This is a genomic window from Desulfobacula sp. (assembly GCF_021107415.1).
Genome location: NZ_JAIOSW010000314.1, coordinates 1 through 5,474, shown reverse-complemented (window position 1 = coordinate 5,474; position 5,474 = coordinate 1). Strand labels below are relative to the sequence as shown.

The 5,474-nt window shown below is 39.2% G+C and carries 6 protein-coding genes; all 6 read left to right on the top strand.

Annotated elements, in window-relative coordinates:
- Positions 1-705 (top strand): 4Fe-4S dicluster domain-containing protein (locus K8S13_RS16190; protein ID WP_291464071.1); only part of this gene is annotated, 705 nt, incomplete at its 5' end.
- Entirely contained in the window at positions 705-1,151 is a 447-nt protein-coding gene (locus K8S13_RS16185) for a hypothetical protein (RefSeq protein WP_291464070.1), read from the top strand. The genes K8S13_RS16190 and K8S13_RS16185, both read left to right, overlap by 1 nt.
- A gap of 170 nt (positions 1,152-1,321) precedes the next feature.
- A complete protein-coding gene (gene mtnP, locus K8S13_RS16180; protein ID WP_291464068.1) occupies positions 1,322-2,071 on the top strand; it encodes an S-methyl-5'-thioadenosine phosphorylase in 750 nt (249 codons plus the stop codon).
- A gap of 34 nt (positions 2,072-2,105) precedes the next feature.
- On the top strand, positions 2,106-2,627 hold the full coding sequence (locus tag K8S13_RS16175; RefSeq protein WP_291464066.1) for an adenine phosphoribosyltransferase: 522 nt from the start codon (positions 2,106-2,108) through the stop codon (positions 2,625-2,627).
- A gap of 117 nt (positions 2,628-2,744) precedes the next feature.
- Positions 2,745-4,142 (top strand): ATP-binding protein, encoded by a 1,398-nt coding sequence (locus K8S13_RS16170; RefSeq protein WP_291464064.1) that lies wholly within the window; start codon positions 2,745-2,747, stop codon positions 4,140-4,142.
- Positions 4,143-4,235: 93 nt separating this feature from the next.
- A complete protein-coding gene (locus K8S13_RS16165) occupies positions 4,236-4,940 on the top strand; it encodes an OS_HP2 family (seleno)protein (RefSeq protein ID WP_268815277.1) in 705 nt (234 codons plus the stop codon).
- Positions 4,941-5,474 lie beyond the last annotated feature (534 nt).

Here is a 5,474-nt window from a genome sequence, read left to right as displayed (position 1 = left end):
GACTGGTCTGACAAGCGGGATGTGATAGACCGCCTGACACCTTATAACTGGCTTTTCATTCAGCATGCCACAGTAATGGTTGATGGAGAGGAAACTGAACTTACAATACCCCGGCGATGCATGCACTGCGACAATCCTCCTTGTGTCAAGCTTTGCCCCTGGGGCTCAGCAAAACAGGAAGACAACGGCCTGTCAAGAATTGATCCGGATATCTGTCTGGGCGGTTCCAAATGTAATAAAGTCTGCCCCTGGGATGTTCCTCAAAGACAGACCGGTGTCGGGCTTTATCTTGACCTTTTACCGGCGCTGGCCGGGAATGGGACCATGTATAAATGCGACCGGTGCTACAACAGACTTGAACAAGGGGAACAGCCTGCCTGCATAGAAGCCTGTCCGGAAGATGTCCAGACCATAGGCCCGAAAAGTGAAATTTTGGCAAAAGCCCATGCGCTTGCAAAAGAGATGAACGGATATATTTACGGGGAACATGAAAATGGCGGTACTAATACCATCTATGTCTCTCCGGTGCCGTTTGACCAGTTGAACCTGAGTATTGAAAAAGGTGATGGAAAGATGCATTTTGATAAGGTAAAAAACCTGATGGGCGTTAGCAGCAACCTTGCCAAAGCGATGTTGATTGCCCCGATAGCCGGTTTGGCAGCTGCATTTGGAAAATTTTACACCAGTACAAAGGGGGATAAATAATGAAACCATTCAGCAAAACCAGGAAATATATTTATTTTATCACCCTGTTTTTTATCACCCTGACAGGATTCGGCCAGATGCCCATATTCAAGAGATACTATATCGCTGATATTCCGGGGTTGGGATGGCTGGCACAGTTCTACATCACCAATAGAATACATTATACCTTTGCAATTGTTCTCATTGCACTGGCCGTCTATGTTGTGGCTGATTATTTTTTCAGTGGTAAAAGGCATTATACAATCAGTACGTTTGGATATTTAAAATTATTCAGTATTTCAGGATTGATTGTTTCCGGAGCATTCATGGTGGTAAAAAATTTACCCAATGTCTATTTTCCCCATACCTTTGTCATTGCCATAGACCTGACGCATATCGTTTTTTGTATGCTGCTGCTGGGTGCAAGTTTTTATACCCTGGTAATGAAAAAAAAGTGGGTGAACTAAAAATATCAAACCAGGTTGATTTTTATCTGGATGCAAAGTGTTTGGATAAAGCAGTATTAGAAATTAATAAATTTACTCCATCCTTGATAAGTTAATCCAGTTGTGTTAGGCGTTTTCAAAAGCAAAAAGAATAAAAATGAAAACCGGAAGAAAAAGTGATAGGAGAAAAAATGTTGAAACTTGGTATTATTGGCGGATCAGGACTTGAAAATCCTGATATTTTAAAAAATCCAAATGAACTTGAAATTTCTACACCATATGGAAATCCTTCTTCATCTCTGTTGTCCGGAAAAATAAATGATGTAGAAACCGTTATCCTTGCCCGCCATGGCAGAAACCACCAATACAGCCCCACCCAGGTAAATTACCGTGCCAATATCAAAGCACTCCAACAGGCAGGGGTGACGCATATTATCGGTGCGACAGCCTGCGGCAGTTTGAGGAAAAAAATAGACCGGGGACATCTGGTCATTTTAGATCAATTTATTGATTTTACACGGTTTAGAAAAAATACATTTGCGGATTCCTTTGAAAATGGTGCCGTTCATACAGCCATGGCCCATCCCTTTGATGAGGATTTAAGAAAAATACTTTATGAAACAGCAAAACAGCTTGATTTGAATGTCCATGACAAAGGGTGTGTCGTTACCATCGAAGGACCGCGGTTCTCCACTGTTGCCGAGTCAAAAATGTTCAGGATCTGGGGAGCTGATGTGATTAATATGTCAACTGCTCCTGAAGCCATGCTTGCAAATGAAGCCGGCATCCCTTATGCTGCCGTTGCCATGTCAACGGATTATGACTGCTGGAAAGAGGATGAAGCACCTGTTACCTGGGATGAGATCCTGGCAGTATTTAATCAGAATGTTCATAATGTAATACAATTGCTGGTGAAGGTAATGGAAAAAATAAGAGAATAAATATTAAAGCAAATAAGATCTAAAGGAAAAAGAAATGGATTTAAAAGAAACCATCAGGAGTCTTCCGGACTGGCCGATTAAAGGGGTGATATTCAGAGATCTGACCACATTGATGCAGAACCCGGATGCTTTCCGGGAATCATGTGATATCCTGTATGAACGATATAAAGACATGCGCATTGATAAGATCGTAGGAATTGATGCCAGAGGTTTTGTTTTCGGTGCAGTCCTGGCCTATAAGCTGGGTATTGGATTTGTTCCTGTCAGGAAAAAAGGCAAGCTGCCCTGGAAAACCATCCAGGAAACCTATAGCCTGGAATATGGAGAAGACACCCTTGAAATCCATGAAGATGCTGTTGAAAAAGGCGAAAAAGTTATCATTGTTGATGATCTGATTGCCACCGGCGGTACCATTGGTGCAACGGTAAAACTGGTAAAAAAACTGGGCGCCGATATTATTGAATGTGCGTTTGTTGTTGAACTTCCCGAGCTGAAAGGAAGGGATCAGATTCAAGGCTGCAAAGTGTTTGCCATCACTGAATTTGAAGGTGAATAGCCTATAGAATATTATCAGAACACACCCATAAAACAATATTCAAAGCTTGTTAAATACCCTGTTATATGATATATTCAATATATATACAAAACAAAAATTAAGGGTGTGTTTACAAAAATGTATAGACAACAATTACAATTTCTTCATGACTGGCTGTATGACAACAATCGTAAGCCACTTATTATTCGTGGTGCCCGACAGGTGGGTAAATCTACTTTAGTAGAGTTGTTTGCCAGGGAATATAAAAAAACGTTACTCAATGTAAATTTGGAACGTCATCCTGAGTTATCGCAAATATTTTCTGATAAAGACCCTGAGCAGATTATTCAGCAGATTGAATTTCTGCCGAATATGGCAACCATCAATAAGGACGCTCTCTTGTTTTTTGATGAAATCCAGGCTGTTCCAGAGGCTATTCCGGTGTTGCGGTATTTTTATGAGGACAGACCGGATCTTCCGGTTGTGAGTGCAGGTTCTTTATTAGAATTTGTTTTATCAGATCATTCTTTTTCCATGCCTGTAGGAAGAATACAGTATTTACACATGGGACCGATGACTTTTACTGAATTCCTGGGCGCGGTTGGTGAGGAAAAACTGAAGTCTTTTATAATGCAGTATAAACCGGGTCAAAAGATCGGTGAAGTTGTGCATAAGCGTTTATTGAGTTTACTGCGCTCTTACTATTATATTGGTGGAATGCCTGAAGCAATTGCCGTCTTTGTTGATAGTCACAGCTATAAGGATGTGAGTAAAGTTCATAATTCCATTATAGAAACCTATCGGGAAGATTTTTCAAAATATGCAGGCTCAAGAAACCTGAACCGCATGCGCAATGTGTTTAATTTTGTAGCCAGAAACGTGGGGAAAAAAATTAAATACAGTAATATCTCGTTTCAAGATCAAAGTGCCACAATAAAGAAAGATCTTGAGTTGCTGTCCATGGCCCGTATTATTGGAAAAGTAACTCACAGCCATTGTTCGGGCCTGCCATTACAGGCTGATATTGAGGAAAAAGTTTATAAAGCACTTTTCCTTGATGTTGGTTTAATGAATGCTATTTGCGGCCTGGACTGGCGTGTTGTCTCTCAAATGGATGATATAAAATTGATAAATGAAGGGGCAATCGCTGAGCAGTTTATCGGGCAGCATTTACAAAGCCTGCTTGCTGATACACCAAACCGTGAATTAATTTACTGGTTGCGTGAAGGCCGTTCATCCAATGCTGAAGTAGATTTTGTTATTGGGATAGCCGGCACTATTATTCCCATAGAGGTTAAAGCCGGTGCCACAGGAAAGTTGAAATCCCTGCATCAATTTATGGGGTGTAAACAGGCACCTCTTGCCATTCGATTTGATGCATCCTTACCAGTTGTTCAACAAATCAATACGGTTATTAATATTGGCAAAAACCGCAAGAACGTAAATTATTCCCTGATTTCGCTGCCTTTGTACCTGATTGAACGCCTGGAAGTAATTGTTGAGGATTTTTTAAAGAACCGGAGTTTACCCCAATAAGCCAACAGCGAATTTTTCTGGCAGCCTTTACAATGTGGATCTTATCTGGTAGTCCGTATAAAGATAAACAACCCTTAAAGGAACCTTAAGATTATGAAAAAACGGATCACGCAATTATCTATTGCAATGTTTTCCTTATTTTTGCTGACAACAGCTTATGCAGGTTCCGGTGCAATAGTTATTGAATCAGAATATACGTTTGACACGGTACCGGATGGGACTATCGTTTTCCATGATTTTATAATTAAAAATAATAAAGACATTGCTTTGAAAATAAACAGTGTTAAAGCCGGTTGAGGGTGTACTGCGGTCTCTTTTGACCGAAATGTCCTGCCCGGCGGGCAGGGAACAATTAAAATAAAGGTGAAAACTAACGGGTATGGCGGCAGGACCTTGAAAAAGAGAATAAAGGTGTCTATAGATGATCCAACTACACCCACAGCCTATCTTACAATTCAGGGACCTGTTGAAAGAGTTGTTAACATCACTCCCAGAACCCTTGTTTTTCAAGGCAATAGTGGGAAAGTCATGGAAAAAACAATTACCATTATACCGGTTGAAAAATATCCATTGAATATTCTGGACTTGACATTCAAGAACAGCAGATATCTGGCCTGTGAATTAAAGAAAACACAAATCAACGGGAAACAGGCATTTAAAGTTATTGTGAAGACAAAAAAAGAGGCCAGAGGAAAATTTTACGATAGATTGTTAATGAAAACCGACAGCAGGGTGAAACCGCTTATCATCGTCTGGGTTAATGTCAGGCTGAAAGATAAACTTGATACTATTAAATGATAACATTTTATGGGGAAAATATTTTGTATTGTTACAAAGAGTTCCTAATTTTAGGAAAAAAATTTCCTAAAATTAGGAAAAAAATTTCCTAATTGAATGGATGGGTTTTGGTATTTTGCAAAGGGATAGGTCGATATAATAAAAAATAAAATATTTTGTTTGGCAAGATAAATATATTTTTTTGTAAAAATACTATATAATCAAATGCTTATACGCATGGCAATTTATTGTGGACTATAAAATATGAAGTTTTTTAATGATTCAAAAAAAAAGGGCATGGATATTGCTCTGTATTAAGAAAAGTAAAAAAAGTTATTAATAAAGTTCCGAGCCATCAGTTTTAGGAATTATGAACGTAATTTAATAAATTTATTTAGAAAGGAGTCGTTTATGTTAAAGAAGTATGGAAGATATTTTGCAGGAGTAATTACCCTGCTTTTTTTGACATCTTTTTCAGCATCTGCGGATGTGTCCGTATACGCTGAAGGGGCTTATACTGATGATGACCTTATGGTTTATATTTATGCAGATGTG

Excerpts from the sequence above, each read along its gene's own strand:
- K8S13_RS16175 (WP_291464066.1), top strand. The coding sequence starts at position 2,106 with ATGGATTTAAAAGAAACCATCAGGAGTCTTCCGGACTGGCCGATTAAA.
- K8S13_RS16185 (WP_291464070.1), top strand. The coding sequence starts at position 705 with ATGAAACCATTCAGCAAAACCAGGAAATATATTTATTTTATCACCCTG.
- mtnP (WP_291464068.1), top strand. The coding sequence starts at position 1,322 with ATGTTGAAACTTGGTATTATTGGCGGATCAGGACTTGAAAATCCTGAT.
- K8S13_RS16170 (WP_291464064.1), top strand. The coding sequence starts at position 2,745 with ATGTATAGACAACAATTACAATTTCTTCATGACTGGCTGTATGACAAC.